This is a genomic window from Clostridium kluyveri DSM 555 (assembly GCF_000016505.1).
Lineage (GTDB): Bacteria > Bacillota > Clostridia > Clostridiales > Clostridiaceae > Clostridium_B > Clostridium_B kluyveri.
The window spans coordinates 3,818,656-3,836,442 of record NC_009706.1 but is presented as its reverse complement, the minus strand read 5'-3'; the positions used below and the strand labels follow the sequence as shown (position 1 = coordinate 3,836,442).

Below are 17,787 nucleotides of genomic sequence, written 5' to 3'. Positions count from 1 at the left end.
TAAAGAGAAATAAAAAACTGACATCTAAATTTCGATGTCAGTTTTTTATGTGATTGTTATCTTCCTTCTTTTAATTCATTTAGACAGCTTTTGCAAATATTTTTGCCTCTGTAGTTTACTACATCTCGTGCATCCCCACAGAAAATACATGCAGGTTCATATTTCTTCAATATGATTTGTTCGCCATCCACATATATTTCTAAGGCATCCTTCTCAGCGATGTCTAGAGTTCTTCTTAATTCTATAGGAATAACAATTCTTCCTAGCTCGTCTACTCTTCTTACAACACCTGTCGATTTCATTTGTTTTCCCCCTTTGATTCCATAATTCGACATAGATACAATTAAATAATAGCAAAAATTACATTAAAAGTCAACACATTTTCATAATATATTTACAAATTTCTTATCAAATTCCATCTAAAGTTAATATACTACCAGAATATACAAAAGTCAATAATAATTACAATTTTATAATGATTTAATTTTAGGATTAATAATAAAATAAAAGAAAAAATTAGATGATTTTTGAAATATATATGAGAAAAAAGTAACTAAATGGATAATTCATATTATATGTCGAAATCTAAAATAAATTATTTTAGATATACTAATTTTAAAATAAGGAAATTTTATCTGTAGAAATTCAGTATTCTTGTATGATAAAATAAATAGGGAAGTAGGTGATGAATTTGAATTATATAAAAAAATTTATTTATGATGCAAAAGATACAATTAATGAAGTAGAAGGAGAATTATATTTAGTAGGAGGATATATAAGAAATAAATTGATGAATATAGCCTCTCAGCCTAAAGATGCAGATTTTGTGTTTAATGGGGATATTCATGAATTTATAAGTAAGCTTCAAAATAAAGGATATAAATTTTTCCCTATAAAAGAAAGTGTATCTATATATAGATGTATAAAAGATAAAAATAAAATAGACGTATCCCTTATGAAAGGAAATTCCATTGAAGAAGATTTAGAAAATAGGGATTTTACTATTAATGCTTTAGCGCTAAGATTTAGTGATAATAAAATAATAGATCCTTTTTACGGAAGAAAAGCTATTCAAAGTAGGATATTAAAAAATGTTACTGATAGGAGCTTAGAAGAGGATCCCTGTAGGATATTAAGAGGTATCAGATTTTGTATAACTCTGGGAATGCATTTTAATTTAGAGACTGAGAATAATATTGAAAAATTTAAAGATAAAATAATGGATTTGCCTAAAGAAAGAGTTTTTAATGAGTTTATGCTTATAATAGAAAACGATAAATATGGAAGAGCTTTTGAAATCCTTGATAATTACGGAATATTAAAGAATATAGTTCCCTATATAGAAGAATCTAAAACTATAGGAAAATGTAAATATCATGTGGAAGATGTATTTACCCACTTGAATTTAACTTATGGAGTATTTAAGGATATTTTAAATGGCAGTATAAATCTTCAAAATTTAGATATTAGTAAGTTGGATACTAAAATGGGTGAATTTACATTAAAAGAATATGCAGCTTTAGCATGCTTTTTACACGATATAGGTAAATATGAAGTATATAAAAAAGTAGGAAATAAAGTAAGTTTTCACAAGCATGAAATAAAAGGGGCAGCCATATGTAGAGATTTCTGCAATTACATGAAGTTATCTAAAAAGGCAGTAAAATATATAGAAAATATAGTAGAAGGGCACATGTATCCATTAAACATTTTTACTAATAAAACCGTGAATAGAAAAAAAGCTTTTTATAAATTTTTTAATAAATATGATGGATATGTAGTAGAAATAATTATTACTGCATTTTGTGATAATTGTGCTACCAAAATGTTATTGGAGATAAAAGATAAAAACTTAGGGTTTAAAGAATTTATTGAGCAGATGTTAAAAGAATATAAATTATATTGTAATATACGAGATAATAAAATTCTAAGTGGAGAAGAGGTTGTTGAAGTATTGGTTAAATCGGGACCTCAGGTAAAAACTGCAATTGAAAGTATTCATAGACTTAGATATTTAGGAGAAATAATTACTAGAGAAGATGCATTAAATTATTTAAAATCACAGACTTCTAAAATTTATATTTAACTTAATTAAAAGAATACTCATTTACGATATAAATAAGTATTTAGATTGATTTCAAAAGGAGCGTTGAAACCCACTTTTTAAAGTAGGTTTCAACGCTCCTTTTGAAGTTACTAATAGTTTTCTATAAATATTTCAAAATATGATTGAGGATGTGCACAGGAAGGACAAACTTCAGGAGCAAATACTCCTTCATAAATATATCCGCAGTTAATACATTTCCATTTGTGTACTTTTTGCTTTTTAAATACGGTATTGTTTTCTATGTTTTTAAGTAAAGCTAAATATCTTTCTTCATGATGTTTTTCAACTTCAGCTATTTTTCTAAAAACCTCTGCTATATTAGAAAAACCTTCTTTATCAGCTATGTCAGCAAATTCTGGATAGAGTTTTGACCATTCTTCATTCTCGCCTTTTGCAGCCGCTTTAAGAATTGTTTTGGTATCCCCTAGAGCAACCGGGTAAGAAGCATTTATTTCTACAGATTCTCCTAATAAATCTTCATTTAAAAACTTAAAAAATCTTTTAGCATGTTCTTTCTCATTTTCAGCAGTTTCTAAAAATATGTTAGAAATTTGAACATAACCTTCCTTTTTAGCAGTAGATGAATAATAAGTGTATCTATTTCTTGCTTGAGATTCTCCGGCAAAAGCCTTCATTAAATTTTCAGCAGTTTTTGTACCTTTTAAAGATGCCATAAAAATTACCTCCTATTTTTATTATTTTTTCCAGAGTCCATGTAAATTACAATATTCTCGTACCATTACTAATTTTTCATCTAATTCAAATGTAGCTTCCGGTTTTTCTCCCGGTTTCAAATACTTTCTATAAATTTTATTTTCAGTATGAACCTCAATCCATTGAATATAATGTTCTGGCAGCATTGGATGTTCAACTGATCCAACTTTAACTACTACGCCTCCATCTATTTCTTCAATTACGGGTACATGCTTTTCAGAAGCTGCATCTACATTATTTTCTTCAATAAGCTTCATTGGTTGGCCACAGCAAGCCAAAGTACCTCCTCCATTATAAAGAACCTCCACTATGTTTCCACAGACTTCACATTTATATACTTGCTTAATTTCTATCATAATTATTCCTCCTTAATTAATATTCATAATTTAAAAAATTTTTTTACATTAATCTAAGAATCATTTGGTAATATTAAATTTTTTCAAATTCTATACGATGGCATCTAGGGCAACGATGTAAAAAATCTGTATCCTTTTCAAGAACTACTATTTCACCACATGTAGTACATTTGTAGTCACCTTTACCTGGCTTATTGCCTATAGTATATTTCATAATTATCACTCCTCGTATAATAAGTTTATAGTAAGTTAAATAACTGCTATAGACTTATTTATTTTTTATATCTTGTATAGATTAAGAAAGCACCTCAATTTTTCTAGTGGGAATTCTCCCAATTCAATATTGCTGATTCTTGTACTTTCCAAATCTATACTGTTTTAACCTATTATTTATTAACGGATTTCCTAATGCTAAAATAATCATAATGGAACTTTAGCGAAGGTTACTGCTGATCACTCCTGCAAAACACATTGTGTTATTGCCCGTAAAGCTTGCAGCCTGACCAAAGTATCATATTGTGCTTACACAAATGTTGCATCTCCTTTCGTAGCCACCAGCAAGGTCTTGCGTCTGGATGAATGCTAATTACGCGAGGTTGCAGTCAGTACTTTGGATTAGGATAATTCCTTTCTAATTTCCTCATTACTTTTGAAAGGTGGTGATTTCATGAAGAAATTAGATTACTTATCAACTCTATATGTTTACTGCTTAAACCCTAAGGAAGTTGCTAACTACAAAGATTCCTTCAATTCTCTTGATAAAAATGACCGCATCGACTCTTTTGTTATTGCCGATTTTGCAAGAGTTGGCAGAATTCATACTGATCCCTGGCGCGGCTCTCAATATCTTGCTCTACAAAGACTTACAAGACACAGGCTTCATATTGTTGATTGCTTAACCAGAGAAAAGACTTACATGTTATCCAATGTATTTCTCAAATTTAGTGAATTTGCTTTGTTACAAGGTATTCAGCATCCTTTTTCTGATAAATATGGTGCTACTGCTTCTTCATTAGGTAGTGTTCATGCATTCCCTAATAATAATGCCATTGCTAAATACGCTGGCATCGTATGGAAAGAAAATCAATCTGGCGGTTTCAAAGCTGAAAATACACCAATGAACAAGGCAGGTAACCGTTATTTGCGTTATTATCTGATAGAAGCTGCTGGAAGTGTCGTACGGCATATTCCTGAATATCAAGAGTTCTATAAGAAGAAATTTGCTGAAGTAACTACACATCAGCATAAACGAGCACTCGCACTAACTTCTCGTAAATTGATTCGTTTGATTTTTGGATTGCTGGCTAAAAATCAACTCTACTCTTCAAATAGGGTAGATAAATAAATATAATTTATTTCGAACATATGTTCCCGCCCTAACATATGCTTGTTAAAGTTACCCTTTTTGCTTAAAATTATTTTATTTTCTTTTCATTTTCTTCTTGACATATTACCAAATTGCTCTAAATAAAATAAATTGATCTATTTAATCTAATATTTATGATAATAGGTAGTTAAAATTTTTTATACGGGTATGTGCCGTAAATAACCCCCATCATTTATTTAATTATACTCTAAAAAAATGTAATATTCAATAGTTATTATAATTTTTTAATAATTAATTTTAAATGATAATAATTTAAAATTAATTATATAGTCTATATATTACTTGATTTTAAGAAAGTTTTTATTTATTATATAATTAAAGTTAATTGGACATTTATTTAAGTTTAATATTAATGCTTCTAATATTCTATAAAAGTGTGAAGTTGTTGGAAGTCTATGTTTTATGAGTTATACTAAAAAATAAACCCATATGTTTTTAAAACATATGGGTTTCAGAGTATTGACAAAATATGTTTGTCAGCAGTCTGAATACTTATTTACAATATAAATAAGTATTCTTTTAATTTTGATGTAGTATGTATAAGTTATCCACAGAAATTGTTGATAACTTTATGTTTTCTGTGGACAAATATTTTAAATTAGTGATATTTATTCTTCTATGGATTGAAAAGTTGAAACTATAAAGTCAAATTCTTGGCTATTTGATATTTCCCCATAACTATCCTCAGAAATTCCAGGATAATAATATAATATGAATTTTTCTTTTAAGGCAATATTTTCGATAATTATATATCTTTTATTTAATTGTACATCTTGAAGAGTTGAAAGTACGACATATCTATCATTTTTACCAGTAGTATTATTAATTAAGTTTACAAAGAAAGCATCATATTTTGAAGCATTTATTCTTTTTCTATCACAATGTACAATTTTAGAAGCGGATTTACATCCAAGGCAACTATCGAAATTACAGGGTGCCGTGCAGTTTAAGCATTCACAAGTAGAACATTTTTCAAGTTGCAATAGAGATTCATAATTATCATTTTTATAGTCTTTTATTGGAGATATATACTTAGTACTTTTTAATTTATTTAAAAAGTTCGTATTTTTAAATTCCCTTTCTGCTTCTTCAATTAAATCTATATATTTTTTTAAGATTGATATTTTAGCTGCATATTTTCTTATATTTAAATCATCCTTGTCCAAAAAAGGAGAAACAGAACTTATCGCATAGTTTATATCTACAAATATTTTTCCGTATTTATCCTTTTCTGTTTTTATAAACTGATCTGTCTTTCCCATGGTATCACCTAATTTTGCTTGTATTTTTTTAATTCTTCATCTATATTGATTTCGTCTAATTTTTCAAATTCTTTTTCCAAGGAGTCTTCCTGCCTTAAATCGCCAAGTCCTTCAGCTAAAGCTTCCTTATTCTGAATTTTTCTTTCAATGTCATCTATATTTATTTTGTTTCCACCTGTTTCTACATTGGCTAATATTTCATTTACTTTTTTAGAGGCCTCAGCATTGTTGAATCTTGCAGCAGCTTCATCTCTATATGTTCTAGTTTTTCTAATTTCTTCTTCCAATTCTTTTAACTTAGATTTTATTGCTTCAGCTTTTTCACAGGCATCTTTATAACTTGATTCCAAAGAGGTATAAGTTTTATCAGCCTCTAATTTTCGCTCCAGAGCTTTTTTAGCTAATTCTTCATTATTTTTACTCAAGGCAAGTTTAACTTTTTCATCAAATTCTAAAGATATTCTTTTTGAATCCTCCATTTTCTTCCTAATTTCATGTACATTACCTAGTATTTGGGCAGAAGACAGTTTAGCTTTATTTAAACTGTCCTCCATATCTTTGAGTTTTTGATCTAATAATTCAATAGGATTTTCTATCCCATCTAAAGTGTTATTTACCTTTGCCCTAAAAATATTAGATATTCTTTTTAATACTCCCATAAAAATCCTCCTAAAATTTATTTTTTATTTCTCTTGTATTTTTTTATTATATTGATGATAAATATTAATATAATAATAAATATTATAAATTTAACAAAACCCCAGAAGAAACTGCCTAAAAGACTGCTGCTGTTACCTGTATAGTGGTTATTTCCCCAAAATATAGGGATGGGTATCGGCAAAATAGAACGTTTTTTTTCATTGGTATATCCTTTACTAGATTGTGAATTAGTATTAGTAGATGTATTAGAACCATCTGAAGTTTTAGAAAAACTACCAGATTTAAAGTCTCCACTAGAACTATTGCTGGAATTAGAGCTATTATTAGTATTAGAACTATTACTGGATTTAGGCGAAGAAAAACTACCGGATTTAAAATCTCCACTAGAACTACTTTTAGAACTAGAATTAGTAGTGCTTTTAGAGCTACTGCTATTGTTAGATTTAGGTGAAGAAAAGCTGCCAGATTTAAAACTATTTCCAGAAGATTTTGAAGTACTTCTAGATTTTGAGACCCCAGATTTTGAACTTTTAGCATGTACAGTAATGGAATCTGTAGTTGTTTTTAAAGTAATTAATTGTGGAGTAATAGCATGTACCCATAAAAATAAAAAAGTAAGTAACAGGGATATGATAAAATATTTTTTATTTAATTTGATTTTACACACCTCCCTCTTTAGGTATCCTTAGCTATTCCTTGATTACTGAATAGATACCTAAAACAATATATGTTTTCCACTATAATAGTAACATAATATGCTCAACACTGTACATAATTTATTATACAGTATATAATAACATATAACAAGTATAATATTAACTTATTTAAGGTATAATAATACCATATATCTAAGATATTCTAATAAAATCTTAGATTTTTATAGAATGTTTGATTTGTAAACAACATGTGTATACAATATAATATATATATGGTTTGATGTTTTGAATTTTTTGTAGAAATACATTGGTTTGGAGGATGTTAATGTTGAATGAACATAAGTTTGAAATAGAATATATAAATAAGATTGCTAAAAATATATCAGATAATAATATAGTACCCTATGAAGACTTACCAAGATATGATCTATTTTTATCTCAGGTAACAGATTATTTAAATGATAAATTTAAAGGAGAAAAATATACTAATAATATAGTGCAAAATTATATAAAAAATGAAGTTATATCTAAACCAGAGGACGGAAAAAAAAGAGGTTATACCAAAGTTCATTTAGTTCAGCTCATTTTATTAAGTTATATGAGGCCTATATTGACTACGGAGGAGATAAAAAAAGTATTTAGGTTAGCATTTAATGAAATAAATAATGGAGAAGATGATATAATATCATGGGAAAATGCATATAAAATATTTTCTGATTTGCAGCAAGATAGCTTTGAGAACTTAATAGAAAAGGAATATTTTAATGAAAATAAATTTCAGAGTATAGTAAAAAGTATGAATTTAAAAATTCATGAAGAAGAAAAAATAATGGTTTTTTTCATGGTTATGTCTTTAATTTGTCAGGCAAGTGCAATTAAAAAGTTAGTTCAAAATATAGTAAATAATTATGAAGAGAAATAAAATTGTTAAAAACTTCCTTGTAGCTTTTATTAGAGTTTATAATTAAGGAAGTTTTTTAACAATATGTAAAGTTAGAATAAATTAGAGATCTATAGAGTGCTTTAAATTATTATATAATAAGCATATACTTTGAGCAGCTATTCCTTCTTTTTTACCTGTAAATCCTAAACCTTCTTCGGTAGTAGCTTTTACGCTTATTATAGATGTATTTACTTTTAAGATTTTAGCTATATTTAATCTCATGTCAGGTATATAAGGAAATAACTTGGGTTCTTCAGCTATTATAGTGGAATCTATATTGCCTATAGAATATCCTTTGCTTTTTATTAGATTTGATACGTAGTTTAATAATTTGAGACTAGATATATTTTTGTATTTCATATCGCTAGGGGGAAAATGTTTTCCTATATCTCCTAGAGATAAAGCCCCTAATAAGGCATCCATTATTGCATGAACAAGTACATCCGCATCAGAATGTCCAATCAATCCTTTGTTAAAAGGGATGTTTACACCACCTAATATAAGTGGCGTATTATAACCTAATTTATGTACGTCATAGCCAAGTCCTACTCTCATAGTAAATCCTCCATTCTTAGTATATTTTATATATATGAAATAAAAAAGGTGCGTCATCAGCACCTAGGATATATAACGAGAATATGGAATTATTTTATTATCTTCTTTATTGGTATTTTTAGAACCGAAAAGACCTATAAAAAATCTTTTTATTGAAATAAGTAATGTCCTTTTTTCAGTTCTTTTATTTTTTGAAAAATCTACTTTGGTAACGTTATCTTTCATAAATAACCCCACCTTTCATAAAATATTTACTTATTTAAATAATAGCATAAATTCAAACAAATGTTAATAAAATTATAAGAAATATAAAAATTATTTTTAAAAAAACCTATTTAAAGTTAGTAAATTAAAGAAATTAAGAGGAAAGGTATTCCTCTTAATTTTTTGAGATAAAAAGGTATATTTTTTGTACGAGGAAATGTTAGTTCTAATATATGAGCTTTGTAACTGTGTGGGTATTAATATTATATGGTAATAGGTGTGATTTAGTTACTACTATTTTAAATAAATATATATTTATTTAAAATAGTAGTATATTTTCATATTTAGGTGGAGACTGTTAATAAATATTCTCCTCTCTGTATTTTATGTATACTTAATTAAATTTAGACAAATTAATAATTTTTTAGTATAATCTACATTAAATAAAGATTTTATAGCAATAGTGTATATGTATATAAAATTTTAAAAGTTATGGTAATTATAAAAATAAGAAGTTGTCCACAGCTGTTTGTGGATAATGTGTATAATTTATAAAATATTAAGTATATTTTAACAGGGAAGTGAAAAAATGAAAAATAATATTGGGAAAATTTTAATTAAATTAATGATAATATTATTTATTTTGTCTGGAATATTTGTGATTTATAAAATTGCATTTTTATTACAGGTGGAAAAAAAAAAGTGATGTAACTGAAAACTTAAATTCTAACCAGATTGAAAGTCATAAGGAAAAACAATATACTAATCAAGTTGTAGATAAAGACAATCAATCTATAGAAGGTAATTTAATATACAATTCACAATCTATTCCTGTATTATATTATCATTCTATAGATTATGAAAAGGGAAATGAGCTTAGAATTCCAAAAGAAAAATTTAGACAGCAAATGCAATACTTAAAGGATAATAAGTACACTACACTTAGTTTAGATGAATTTTATAATTTTTTAGTGAACAATAATCCAGTACCTAATAAATCTGTAATTATAACTTTTGATGATGGTTATAAGGATAATTATGAAAATGCTTTTCCTATATTAAAGGAATTTGGTTTTAGAGCTACTATATTTGTAATTACAAGTACTATAGACAAAGAAAAGGATTTTTTGACTTCTAATGAATTAAAAGAAATGTCCAGCTGTAATATAGGTATTGAAAGTCATACCGTAAATCACGATAATTTAAATAGTTTGGATTATGATGCTCAAATAAAGACTCTTAAAGATTCAAAAGAATTTTTAGAAAGGATTTTAGGTAAAGAAGTAAAATATATTGCATATCCCTATGGAAAATGGAATGAGAATACTTTGAAAGCTGTAAAATCAGCAGGATATAACATGGCCTTTACTACCATAGGAGGATGGTCCAATAAAGATCAGGGATTATATACTCTAAATAGAGTGTATGTGAGTAATAATCACAACATGGATGAATTTAAAAGAAGGCTAACAAATAGTCATTATGAAGTTTCAAACTAAGTAAAATTTTTAATTATATTTTAGGAGGTGTAGTTTTGAAAAAGAGAGTAAAAGCTTTTATTTTAGTTGTGTTATTTTTTATAACATTTTCTCAATTCAAGGTATATGCAAATTCTTCTTTGACGGAACCTAGGGTAGATATTAATACTAATAAAGAGTGGACTGTTAAATTTAACATTGAATTGAAATCAACTACCGTAAATAATACTAATATAAAGGTTATGGATAAAAACAATGTTGAGGTACCTGTGGTAATAACTCAAGGAAGTGATTTAAGTACTATAATAATAAGTCCTAGAGTATCAGGATATAATCCTGGTGAGACATATAATTTAGTTATAGGAACAGGACTTCAATCAATTTCGGGCAAAAGTCTATCCAGTCCAGCAAGTTTGGAATTTACAACAATAAATGAGTATTCAGATGGTACAAGTTATTCAGGACTTCCTAAAATAACTTCCAGTAAATTTGAATATACACCTTTACTATCGTCTCAATATCAGGGATTTTTAGTAAGCTCTGATACATCAAATGTTCAATACAGGGTTTTTGTAAATAAACAATCTGGGGAAAGTGGAATATATACAGAACTTACTAAAGGATATACTACTGCAGTAGATGGTAAATTAACAGCATTGAGTACATTGAGTTCAGGAACTAATGGAGAAAAGTATAAAGTGATTATATATGTAAAAAGACAGGGAGTAACAGGAGCTCATAAGGATGTAAATACAGATTATGATAACTATATAGTAAATTACTTTAGGTGTGTTGGTAGTGTTAATAATGATAATAATGAATACGTAGAATACGGTATAACTTTAGATGATATGGTACAGAAACAGTTTAATTCGTATTGTAAGCCAGTTTTTGTGGAGACTAATGTAATGGATAATGCTGCAACTAAAAATCAAATAAAGTATTATGTCAATCCAGATAACTTTCTAGATGGCTATGGAAAATATCAATTTTTAAAACTTACATATTCAGAGGGAATTACAGTAGATGATTTAAATAGTTACTTAAAAGGGAAAGGAATTTTCGAAGGAATGGGACAAGCATTTTTAGATGCAGCCAAAGAAAATAATATAAGTGTAGCCTATCTAGTATCTCATGCAATGCTTGAGACGGGATATGGAACTTCAAAATTGGCTACAGGAGGAGCTGTTGATGATAGTGATAATTATGTATATGGAGAACCAGTATATAACTTTTTCGGTATAGGAGCTACTGATGATAACCCACTAATTAACGGTACTGAAAAAGCATATGCCGAAGGATGGTTTACTCCAGAAGAAGCTCTCTCAGGGGGAGCAGCCTGGATAGCATCCCAATATATAAATAACCCTGAAAAAAATCAAGATACACTCTATAAGATGAGATGGAATCCTGAGGATCCAGGGGAGCATCAATATGCTACAGACATAGCTTGGGCATATAAACAAATTCCAAATATAGTAAATGGAATAAAGGCTATATCTTCAAATTCTAATACTGCATTAAAATTTGAAATACCTAAATTAAAATAAAATTTTAATAATATAAAAATCACTATGAGATAATTAAGTTTCATAGTGATTTTTTATTTATTCTAAGACTAAAGTTTTTAATTTAATATAGCTCTTATATTCACAGGGAGAGTTTCTTTTACAAAGGGTGCACAAAATTGAAAAATCTTTTCATAACCGCAGCTTGAACATACACAGTGACATATATCATAAGGAATATCATCAATTAAAATTTCATTTGAATATTTTACTATATAATTGCCACCGCATACTTTACAAGGAGTATAATTTATAATTGAATATTCACTTTCTATGTATTTCATTATATCTTTAAATGTCATTTTTGACCTCCCATCAAGTGATTCTTAGGTTCAGGTGAAGTTTGATTATAAGAAATGCTGCTTTCACCTGAATCTTAGAAGAACTTATCCAAGTGCGCATTAGCTGATTGCTGCATTTGGATAAAAACATCATATCAAAAATACTAACACTCTTAAAAAATATTTTCAATATAAATTTTACATATTTTAAATAGGAATTTTATGTATAGCAACTATCATATATTAACTATGTAAAAGTAAAATAATTTTTTATAACAATTTTAAGGATAGAAAGTGAGTTAATTATGATTAATATTATATGGTTTTTTATTTTGGCTTTTGGAATAATATTTGGAATTGTCTGTGGCAGAGGCGCGGAAATATCTAAATCTATTATAGCTTCTTCAGATTCAACAGTGAAGCTTATAATAAATCTTGTGGGAATAATGTGTTTGTGGTGTGGAATAATGAAAATAGCAGAAAAGAGTGGGCTTACATATAAAATAGCCAAGCTTATGAAACCAATATTAAAACTATTGTTTAAAAAAGCTGCTAAAGATGAAAAAGCCATGGGAGCAATAGTTATGAATATCACTGCTAATATGATGGGGCTATCAAATGCAGCCACTCCTTTTGGAATAAAAGCCATGAAAGAATTAAGTCGTTTAAATAATGAAAAAGAAGAAGCCAGTGATGATATGGTGCTTTTTCTGGTATTAAATGCAGCATGTATACAATTTCTACCTACCACAGTTATTTCCATTAGAGCCGCCATGGGTTCGAAAAATCCTGCAGAAACAATAATACCGGCTGTGATTACCACTACTATAGCGGCAATAGTTGGAGTAATATGCTGTAAAATAATGGATAAATATTTTTGATAAATGAAAGGAGGAAAATTTTGAATTACATAATAAAGAGTATAATTCCTATAATTATAGTTTCTATAGTTACTTATGGCATAATAAAAAAAGTTAAAGTATATGATTGTTTTGTAGAAGGGGCTAAAGAGGGCATTTTTATATGTATTAAGATATTTCCATATTTGCTTGCCATGTTGTTAGCCGTGGGGGTATTTAGAGAATCTAAAGCTTTAGATTATTTTATAGGGTTTATAAAACCAATAGTAAATTTTATAGGTGTTCCAGCAGAAGTGGTACCTCTTGTATTTATAAAACCCTTATCTGGAAGTGGCGCTCTTGGTGTATTTAGTGAAATATTAAGTAATTTTGGGACTGATAGTTATATAGGAAGAGTAGCTTCTGTAATTATGGGTTCAACAGAAACTATATTTTATACATTAACAGTTTATTTTGGAGCAGTAGGCATAAAAAAAATAAGACATGCTCTTTGGGCAGCCATAATGGCAGATTTGGTATCAGTAATAATGGCGGTAACAGTAGTTAAAATTATGTTTTAATGAGATATTTATATAAAAAGGATGTATTTATTTTAAGTTTTTAGTTGTATAATATAACTTATAATGGTACTTTGAGGTGAGATTAAAGTTGTTAAAGTGGAGAGAGTTATATGAACAATGTATAAATTGTAATAAATGTGGTTTAGGTGATAGTAGAATAAATATGGTTTTTGGAGATGGAAATCCTAAAGCAGATTTAGTGTTTATAGGAGAAGCGCCCGGAGCAGATGAGGATAGAATTGGATTACCTTTTGTGGGAAAGGCAGGAAAACTTTTGACTAAGGCCCTTGAATCACTGGATTTGTACAGGAAAAAGGATTATTATATATGTAATATTTGCAAATGTAGGCCTAAAAATAATAGAACTCCTTATGAAGATGAGGAAAAAGCATGTCTTCCTTATTTAAGAAATCAGGTAGCACTTATAAAACCTAAAATAATAGTTTGTCTTGGAGCTACTGCAATGGGCTGTATATTGGGTAAAGATTGGAGAATTACACGAGATAGAGGAAAATGGGTTGAAAGAAAAGGATTTTATATAACTGCTACCTTTCATCCTTCTGCTATATTGAGAGATGAGAATAAAAAACCTTTATTTTGGCAAGACTTAAAAAATATAAGAAGAAAATATGAAGAAATTTTTGAAATAAAAAATATTGACACATAAAAGTATATGACATATTATAATGTTAAATACTATGAAGGAAAGAGTAATAAATTGGTTTTGTTCAAAGAGAGCCGACAATTTGGTGAAAGTCGGAAACAAAATGATTTATGAATATGGCTCTGGAGTATACCATTTGAAATAGTAGAATTAGTAATTAGGATGGTACGGCAGCAACCGTTATATTGAAAAGTAATGTTAGTTACTTATAGAGGTCTTTATTGTGAGATAAAGATGAAATAGAGTGGTAAAGCGTATTTTATGCCTCTATATGAAAAAAGTTTTCATATAGAGGTTTTTTATTTTTAATATAAATTACAAGAGAAGGAGAGATATAAACATGACCAAAGGAACATATTACATTACTACGCCTATTTATTATCCATCGGCAAATCTTCATATAGGTAATACATATACTACCGTTGCAGCAGATGCTCTTGCTAGATTTAAAAGAATTACAGGTTATGATGTAATGCTTTTAACGGGTACAGATGAACATGGACAAAAGATTCAAAGATTGGCAGAGGCTAAAGGAGTTCCTCCTAAAGAGTATGTAGATGAAATAGTAGCAGGGATTAAAGATTTATGGAAAATAATGAATATAAATTATGATAAATTTATAAGAACTACAGAAAAATATCATATAGCAGCAGTTCAGAAAATATTTAAAAAATTATATGATCAAGGAGATATATACAAGGGAAATTACGAAGGGTGGTATTGCACACCCTGTGAGTCATTTTGGACTGAAACTCAATTGATAGATGGAAAATGTCCTGATTGTGGTAGAACGGTTGAAAAAGCTAAAGAGGAAGCTTATTTCTTTAAAATGTCAAAATATGCACCTGCTCTTATAAAACATATTGAAACTCATCCTGATTTTATACAACCTGAGTCTCGAAAAAATGAAATGTTAAATAATTTTTTGAAACCAGGGCTTCAGGATCTTTGTGTTTCAAGAACTTCTTTTGACTGGGGAATACCTGTGACTTTTGATAACAAGCATGTAATATACGTATGGATAGATGCACTTGCAAATTATATAACAGCACTAGGTTATGGCAGTGAAGATGACAAGTTATATAAAAAATACTGGCCGGCAAATGTACATTTAGTAGGTAAAGATATATTGAGGTTTCATACGATTTACTGGCCTATAATGCTTATGGCTTTAGGGGAAGAAATCCCCGAAAAAGTATTTGGACACGGTTGGCTTCTAGTAGATGGAGGAAAAATGTCAAAATCTAAAGGAAATGTAGTAGATCCTGTAGTTTTAGTAAATCATTTTGGAACAGATGCAGTTAGATATTATCTACTTAGGGAAATTCCTTTTGGTGCTGATGGGTTATTTAATAATGAGATATTTATAAAGAAAATTAATTCGGATTTAGCTAATGATTTAGGAAATTTATTATCAAGAACTTGTACTATGATAGAAAAATATTTTGATGGCATTATGCCAGCGCCAAAAGAAAAAGAAGATATAGATGATGAACTTATAGGTTTAGCTTTAGATATACCTATAAAAATAGAAAAACATATGAACCATTTAAGAATACCAGAGGCCTTAGATAGCATATGGGAACTTGTATCAAGAACCAATAAGTATATAGATGAGACTACTCCATGGATATTAGCCAAAGATGAAAGTAAAAAGGATAGATTGGGAACGGTACTTTATAATCTATCAGAATCATTAAGAATAATATCTGTATGTCTTTCGGCATTTCTTCCTGAAACCAGTGAAAAAATCTATAAACAGCTTAATGTAGAGGTTACATCATGGGACAGCATAGCTTCTTTTGATGGAACTAGGTCAGGAACTAAAGTAAATAAAGGAGATATATTATTCCCTAGAATAGATGTGGATAAGAAGATAGAAGAGTTAAATAGTCTAAAAGAAGAAAAAAGTGCCCTGAAGAACTTTAAAGTAGAACCTATAAAAGAAGAGATATCTATAGATGACTTTGAAAAAGTAGATCTTAGAGTTGCAAGAGTATTGGAATGTGAGGCCATAAAAGGCTCTAAAAAGTTACTTAAACTGCAGCTTGAATTAGGTCAGGAAAAAAGGCAGGTAGTATCAGGTATATCTAAATATTACAAGCCAGAAGAACTTTTAGGAAAGTATGTAGTGGTTGTAGCAAATTTAAAGCCAGTAAGATTAAAAGGAGAGCTCTCAGAAGGAATGATATTATGTGCAGCTTCAAATGATGACAGTAAATTATTTACGGTATCTATTCAAGAAGGGCTTCCTACTGGGAGTATAGTAAAATAAAATATATTTAAGTAATTTCTGATGTAAACATAGGATTTCTAAGTCCAATTAAGTGATTTTTAGATTTAGGTGGTGGATGATTTCCTCCATCTGAATTTAGGAAGAATTTGATTTTAAAAAAGATAAGGAGGAAATACGAAGTTGAATATATTCGATGCTCATGCACATTATGATGATGAACAATTTGACAATGATAGGAATATATTGATAAATGAATTGAAAAAAAATAATATAATAGGGGTATTAAATTGCGGTTCTTCCATAGAAGGTGCTAGAACTTCTGTTAAATTGGCAAATAAACATGATATATTTTATGCAGCGGTAGGCATACACCCGGAATATGCAGATAAATTTGACAGCAGCACGGAAGATGAGTTAAAAATTATGTCTCAAAACGAAAAAGTAAAGGCTATTGGAGAAATAGGACTTGATTATTATTATAAAGAAAATCCACCTAAAGAAGTACAAAAATCTGTATTTATAAGACAAATGGAATTAGCGAGGGAACTAAACCTTCCTGTAATTATACACGATAGAGAAGCACATAAAGATATTTTAGATATAATAAAACAATTTAAGGGCGTTATTGGAGAAATACACTGTTTTTCAGGAAGTGTAGAGTATGCAAAAGAATGTATAAAGCTTGGTTATTATATAGGATTTACAGGAGTAATAACTTTTAAAAACGCAAAAAAATCACTAGATGTAGCAAGAGAAATACCTATGGATAGAATCTTGGTAGAAACTGATTGTCCTTATATGGCTCCGGTACCTTTCAGGGGAAAGAGAAATAGATCAGAATATATAGAGTTTATCATATCAAAAATAGCTGAGATAAAAGGGATTACAAAAGAGGAAGTAAGTAAAATAACAATTGCCAATATTAAACATCTTCTTAATCTAACATAATATTTATAAATATGAATATACTATAATTATATCCATTAGTTATCTCATAAGTAATTTAAAATATATTTATAGCATAAGATGTAATAAAATCACAATAATACCACCTAAAAATAACATAAATTGTAATTTAAAAATATAATTTAGTTTTGTAATTAAGCATAAATTATATATTTACCTAAATTCAGGTATAAATTTATACTTTATTAACTAATAATACTGGTATCATAAATAAATATTTTTTATTTATAGTTTATGCACAAAGCTGCATTTAGAATTTTTTTACAGTTTATCCTGGGCGATATTTGACATAAATTTAAGATCCGTTTATAATGAGGTATGTCGCTCTTG

The 17,787-nt window shown here is 28.3% G+C and carries 19 protein-coding genes, 1 pseudogene and 1 other annotated feature; of the genes and pseudogenes, 11 read left to right on the top strand and 9 right to left on the bottom strand.

Annotated features, from left to right (window positions below; translation table 11 throughout):
- Positions 1–56 precede the first annotated feature (56 nt).
- A complete protein-coding gene (locus CKL_RS18425; RefSeq protein ID WP_012104103.1) occupies positions 57–302 on the bottom strand; it encodes an AbrB/MazE/SpoVT family DNA-binding domain-containing protein in 246 nt (81 codons plus the stop codon).
- Between the two features lie 383 nt (positions 303–685).
- On the opposite strand from CKL_RS18425, the gene CKL_RS18420 reads away from it, so the two are divergent.
- A complete protein-coding gene (locus CKL_RS18420; RefSeq protein WP_242649439.1) occupies positions 686–2,086 on the top strand; it encodes a tRNA nucleotidyltransferase/poly(A) polymerase-related protein in 1,401 nt (466 codons plus the stop codon).
- 110 nt (positions 2,087–2,196) lie between these two features.
- On the opposite strand, the gene rbr is transcribed toward CKL_RS18420, so the two are convergent.
- The 3 genes from rbr to CKL_RS18405 form a co-directional block, all read right to left on the bottom strand.
- Positions 2,197–2,781, bottom strand: a complete 585-nt coding sequence (gene rbr / locus CKL_RS18415) for a rubrerythrin (RefSeq protein ID WP_012104101.1) — start codon at positions 2,779–2,781, stop codon at positions 2,197–2,199.
- Positions 2,782–2,802: 21 nt separating this feature from the next.
- Positions 2,803–3,177: a desulfoferrodoxin gene (locus tag CKL_RS18410; protein WP_012104100.1), complete on the bottom strand. Its 375-nt coding sequence runs from the start codon at positions 3,175–3,177 to the stop codon at positions 2,803–2,805.
- A 73-nt stretch (positions 3,178–3,250) separates the two neighbouring features.
- Entirely contained in the window at positions 3,251–3,391 is a 141-nt protein-coding gene (locus CKL_RS18405; protein WP_012104099.1) for a zinc ribbon-containing protein, read from the bottom strand.
- 483 nt (positions 3,392–3,874) lie between these two features.
- Between CKL_RS18405 and CKL_RS18400 the strand changes: the two are divergent.
- A pseudogene (locus CKL_RS18400) lies at positions 3,875–4,522 on the top strand (transposase); the annotation flags it as partial.
- A gap of 650 nt (positions 4,523–5,172) precedes the next feature.
- Here the strand turns inward: CKL_RS18400 and CKL_RS18395 are convergent.
- Both CKL_RS18395 and CKL_RS18390 read right to left on the bottom strand, forming a co-directional pair.
- Positions 5,173–5,826 carry a hypothetical protein gene (locus CKL_RS18395; protein WP_012104097.1) on the bottom strand — a complete coding sequence of 218 codons (654 nt, stop codon included), beginning with the start codon at positions 5,824–5,826 and terminating at the stop codon, positions 5,173–5,175.
- An 8-nt stretch (positions 5,827–5,834) separates the two neighbouring features.
- Complete coding sequence (locus CKL_RS18390; RefSeq protein ID WP_012104096.1) at positions 5,835–6,485, bottom strand: PspA/IM30 family protein; 651 nt, start codon at positions 6,483–6,485, stop codon at positions 5,835–5,837.
- Positions 6,486–6,653: 168 nt separating this feature from the next.
- On the opposite strand from CKL_RS18390, the gene CKL_RS21060 reads away from it, so the two are divergent.
- Positions 6,654–7,175: a hypothetical protein gene (locus tag CKL_RS21060; RefSeq protein ID WP_041700873.1), complete on the top strand. Its 522-nt coding sequence runs from the start codon at positions 6,654–6,656 to the stop codon at positions 7,173–7,175.
- Positions 7,176–7,467: 292 nt separating this feature from the next.
- On the top strand, positions 7,468–8,064 hold the full coding sequence (locus tag CKL_RS18380) for a DUF1836 domain-containing protein (protein ID WP_012104094.1): 597 nt from the start codon (positions 7,468–7,470) through the stop codon (positions 8,062–8,064).
- An 81-nt stretch (positions 8,065–8,145) separates the two neighbouring features.
- Here CKL_RS18380 and ispF read toward each other — a convergent pair whose 3' ends face one another.
- Entirely contained in the window at positions 8,146–8,640 is a 495-nt protein-coding gene (gene ispF, locus CKL_RS18375; protein ID WP_012104093.1) for a 2-C-methyl-D-erythritol 2,4-cyclodiphosphate synthase, read from the bottom strand.
- A gap of 63 nt (positions 8,641–8,703) precedes the next feature.
- Positions 8,704–8,865 (bottom strand): hypothetical protein, encoded by a 162-nt coding sequence (locus CKL_RS21055; RefSeq protein WP_012104092.1) that lies wholly within the window; start codon positions 8,863–8,865, stop codon positions 8,704–8,706.
- Positions 8,866–9,515: 650 nt separating this feature from the next.
- Here CKL_RS21055 and CKL_RS18370 point away from each other — a divergent pair.
- Positions 9,516–10,343: a polysaccharide deacetylase family protein gene (locus CKL_RS18370; RefSeq protein ID WP_012104091.1), complete on the top strand. Its 828-nt coding sequence runs from the start codon at positions 9,516–9,518 to the stop codon at positions 10,341–10,343.
- A 35-nt stretch (positions 10,344–10,378) separates the two neighbouring features.
- Positions 10,379–11,872, top strand: a complete 1,494-nt coding sequence (locus CKL_RS18365; protein ID WP_012104090.1) for an N-acetylglucosaminidase — start codon at positions 10,379–10,381, stop codon at positions 11,870–11,872.
- 77 nt (positions 11,873–11,949) lie between these two features.
- Here CKL_RS18365 and CKL_RS18360 read toward each other — a convergent pair whose 3' ends face one another.
- Positions 11,950–12,192: a hypothetical protein gene (locus tag CKL_RS18360; protein ID WP_012104089.1), complete on the bottom strand. Its 243-nt coding sequence runs from the start codon at positions 12,190–12,192 to the stop codon at positions 11,950–11,952.
- 284 nt (positions 12,193–12,476) lie between these two features.
- Between CKL_RS18360 and CKL_RS18355 the strand changes: the two genes are divergently transcribed.
- From CKL_RS18355 to CKL_RS18335, 5 genes are all read left to right on the top strand, one after another.
- On the top strand, positions 12,477–13,052 hold the full coding sequence (locus CKL_RS18355) for a nucleoside recognition domain-containing protein (protein WP_012104088.1): 576 nt from the start codon (positions 12,477–12,479) through the stop codon (positions 13,050–13,052).
- 20 nt (positions 13,053–13,072) lie between these two features.
- Positions 13,073–13,591, top strand: coding sequence for a spore maturation protein (locus CKL_RS18350; protein WP_012104087.1), 519 nt, complete (start codon positions 13,073–13,075; stop codon positions 13,589–13,591).
- A gap of 88 nt (positions 13,592–13,679) precedes the next feature.
- Entirely contained in the window at positions 13,680–14,258 is a 579-nt protein-coding gene (locus tag CKL_RS18345; protein WP_012104086.1) for a uracil-DNA glycosylase, read from the top strand.
- Positions 14,259–14,280: 22 nt separating this feature from the next.
- Positions 14,281–14,527 (top strand) — a binding site (T-box leader).
- Between the two features lie 38 nt (positions 14,528–14,565).
- Entirely contained in the window at positions 14,566–16,530 is a 1,965-nt protein-coding gene (gene metG, locus CKL_RS18340; protein WP_278184209.1) for a methionine--tRNA ligase, read from the top strand.
- 141 nt (positions 16,531–16,671) lie between these two features.
- Complete coding sequence (locus tag CKL_RS18335; RefSeq protein ID WP_012104084.1) at positions 16,672–17,439, top strand: TatD family hydrolase; 768 nt, start codon at positions 16,672–16,674, stop codon at positions 17,437–17,439.
- Positions 17,440–17,787 lie beyond the last annotated feature (348 nt).